General features: G+C 29.9%; 5 protein-coding genes. All 5 read right to left on the bottom strand.

The window, feature by feature from the left end:
* Positions 1-512 (bottom strand): hypothetical protein (locus tag PL77_RS29505; RefSeq protein ID WP_044213541.1); only part of this gene is annotated, 512 nt, incomplete at its 3' end.
* A 75-nt stretch (positions 513-587) separates the two neighbouring features.
* Complete coding sequence (locus PL77_RS29500) at positions 588-1,139, bottom strand: hypothetical protein (protein WP_156152610.1); 552 nt, start codon at positions 1,137-1,139, stop codon at positions 588-590.
* Positions 1,140-1,278: 139 nt separating this feature from the next.
* On the bottom strand, positions 1,279-1,854 hold the full coding sequence (locus PL77_RS29495) for a hypothetical protein (protein ID WP_156152609.1): 576 nt from the start codon (positions 1,852-1,854) through the stop codon (positions 1,279-1,281).
* A gap of 196 nt (positions 1,855-2,050) precedes the next feature.
* Complete coding sequence (locus tag PL77_RS29490; RefSeq protein WP_044213533.1) at positions 2,051-2,668, bottom strand: HAD family hydrolase; 618 nt, start codon at positions 2,666-2,668, stop codon at positions 2,051-2,053.
* A 107-nt stretch (positions 2,669-2,775) separates the two neighbouring features.
* Positions 2,776-3,222 carry a hypothetical protein gene (locus PL77_RS29485; RefSeq protein ID WP_156152608.1) on the bottom strand — a complete coding sequence of 149 codons (447 nt, stop codon included), beginning with the start codon at positions 3,220-3,222 and terminating at the stop codon, positions 2,776-2,778.
* Between the last annotated feature and the right edge of the window lie 83 nt (positions 3,223-3,305).

Genomic DNA, 3,305 nt, shown 5'->3' with positions numbered 1-3,305 from the left:
AGACAGTCCGAACTAGTGGGGTAACTATAGTCCTCTGCATTTCCATCAATATTTGACATTCCAAGCTTTTTACATGCTATTCTACCAAAATCAAGAGGGTTTTGAAATTGTGGTAATCTTTCCTTTATTCTAATTCTAAGAGATAAGTTTAATACAGGAGTTATATCCTTTTTATTATTTAAATGTGTTGTTAACTGTCCGTAATAGTCAATATTAGAAAAATCATAAAGGGGTTTTCCGTTTACTATTGGATTTGTTTTTCTTAAAACTTTGTCATTACGCTTCTTATTGAAATCATGACCTTGAATAAGTTGAGATGTCCAAGAACTAGTTAAATATATTAATCCGATTAATTTATTAATCTCATTATTAGTGAGGGTTTGATTACCTTCTTTATACCACATTTTTAAAAAAAATCTACTCAAATATTCACTATTAATTTGACTGAAGTCAGGTTCTTGAGCAAAACAACTTGTCAAAGTGACAAAAAATAAGAATATTGTTCGATACATCTTTTATTGCAATATTATTTACTAATATATATGCATTACTCTAACGTTGAGTATATGCAAAGACAGCTGGTATTATTAGTCAATCCATTGGAAAGAATTAATCGTTACACCTCTAAAGCAATCGTCCAAACATCCATCTGGTACAAATCCACATAAAGTCATCAATCCATCTAATTCAGTCTCAAAATGCAATGTATTATTCTCGTTGTCTACTGTTAAATATTCACTTGCACACGAATGATAGAGGTCATCAATGGTTAATGGATTTGCACCTTTTTCATGACTACCCACATTAGTCTTTGTTTCAGTGTACGAGTCGATAATTTCACGTTGTCCATCTGTCTCATTTGTTTTGAATTCTTGGTAAATTCTCGACGTTACTACGCCTTCTTCTATCTTTAATTCAGTTGTACTACCGAATCCTGTCCATGAAACGAAGGTTGTTTGGTAAATATATGAGTTACCATTTTTGTCTTTGAGCTCAGTCCATTGTTCTAAACTCTCGTTGTAAGTCAATCCACTTTCACCTTTTAAGGTTGTCAATACTGATAATTCTTCGTCATTACTTTTTTCACAAGAAATCATGATTACTGCAAAAACCAAAAGTAAAATTCTGTTTGTTTTCATATCTTCTATTTATTATTGATTATTAGTCTATAGACTTTTATTTATTGTATTTGATTGCGTTGCTTGTTGCTAACTTTCTAACTAAACTCGTGAACGGTGAGTTTTGTTGATGTTAGTCAATGTAAAAATTTTATTCTTATTAAAGTAAATAGAAACAATCAATTAAGATGTAATCCTTACTTTTCCATTTTATCCAACCATAATCCTTATCATATTTACTAACGTATAACCAATCTCCTTCAATTTTAATAGGATGATAAAATTGATTGTGGTCGTAGTAAAGCTCTTCGGATTGTTCATTAGGCTTTTTACGAATTGGATTTGTTCCAGGGTTAAATCCAACTGCAACCACTGAATTGACAATATGCTCTTCCCAAGTATGAAAAGTTAAAGTTGAGTCTGATTTCCTATATAGTTTACTCCCTTCGGTAGTTATTTGGTACCATTCATTTATTTCTCCTATTACTTTTATTGGAGCAAATATTTCATAATCATCTCTGAGTTTAAAATAGCCTTCTTGTAAAATACATTCTGATTTATCTAAATTATATAATTGTATGCTTTCCCAATCTTCGATTTTTGGTTCTTCAAGGAAGCCAATAGCTGAAGATAAAGTATCAAATACAGTAACATTATTTTTATAATACCAATTCTTTGCTTTCTGCCCATAAGTTATCATTGGGAAAAACAATAAAAAAAATAGAATGCTTTTCATTTAATAAAAAGTTTATTGATCAGTTATGTCGCTTAACATTCAATAATCACCATATCACATTATATATACATGGCATTTATACAATAGTAAAGTCTTAACTCTCCTTAAGTTTGCTGTTAGATTGTTGAAAGACAATCTCAATTTACAGTTTAATGTATTACAAAACAAGTGGTGCTTTATTACTGTACATAATGTTTTACAGAATTATTATTTGTTTTTTTATTTCGTTTAAATCTTTTATTTCATAATCTTTTGAAATGGGAGCATTACGATTGATTTTTAAATAATTCCATCCCATATTTTTAGCTCCAATAATATCTGACTTCAAAGAATCTCCAATCATCAATATCTCGTTTGGTTTATCCTCTGTAATTTTCTCTATTTCTTTAAAGATTTCATTATCGGGTTTAAGAAATCTATAATCACAAGAAAAAATCATTTTTTCAAAATACTGATCAAGATTATTAGAGAAAACAGGTTTCTTATAGGGTGATGCCAAATTTGAAATCAAGAAAATGCGAAAATCTTGTTTTAGATCCCTCAACACATCCAATACCTCAGGATAAACAATAATAGAGTCTAACTCCTTCGTTAAATCACTGATTCTTTCATTATATAAACTTGAAAATTCAGAAGGCAAAATACTTTTTAATTCCTCAACATCATTTTTCATAACTAGTTGCAGGTATGAAGAAGAGCCCATCCCAAAACCGTCTTGAGAAGTTTTAAATAATTTCAAAAAGAAATGATTCGACTTTTTTATCTCAATCAACGTATTGTACAAATCAAAAACTATTGTTTTAATTTTATTCATTTTCTGATTACACATGACATTCAATAATCACCATATCACATTATATACTAGGCATAGTAGCGTTTAGCCACTACAGACATTTACCCATTATTGTGCTCACTATTTCCTTAGTCTATCCAATCTTCAATATTTCTATGGCTATCAAGCCCAACAGTTTCGAACTCATCTTGATTCCCATTTCTTATTACACCTAATTTCTTAAGTATTTTGTTCAAAGTGTCTTTTTTAAATTCTCCTATAAATTCTCGTTTTCCATTTACCCATATCAGTCCAATGTGTCCACCTTGGCCACCAAAAAATTCAGATTCGAAATAGGCCAATTTTTTATTTCCAATTAGGTCAAGAGTTTTATTTTCTATGTATTCTGTCAAAAACTCAAATGAAGCTATTTCAGAAGAATTTTCCATCTGGTTCATCTCATCAAACAGCTCGTCCGTTATTGGAATCATTGAGATTTTATCGCTTAAGTCAACCAACTTTGAATTAGAGTATTTATTTCTAATGGGAACTAAACTCTCTTTCTGTCCGATAAACGCTTTTAAGTAATATCCCATCGATTTTTTCTTATTAAGCAAAACTTTCAATAAACACCATGTCACATTATATAGATCATACCATGGCATTTATACAATAGTAA

It is taken from the genome of Flammeovirga sp. OC4 (assembly GCF_000812565.1).
In the GTDB taxonomy this organism is placed as follows: Bacteria; Bacteroidota; Bacteroidia; order Cytophagales; family Flammeovirgaceae; genus Flammeovirga.
Note: the sequence above shows the minus strand (reverse complement) of the source record. Positions and strands in the feature narration are given on the sequence as shown.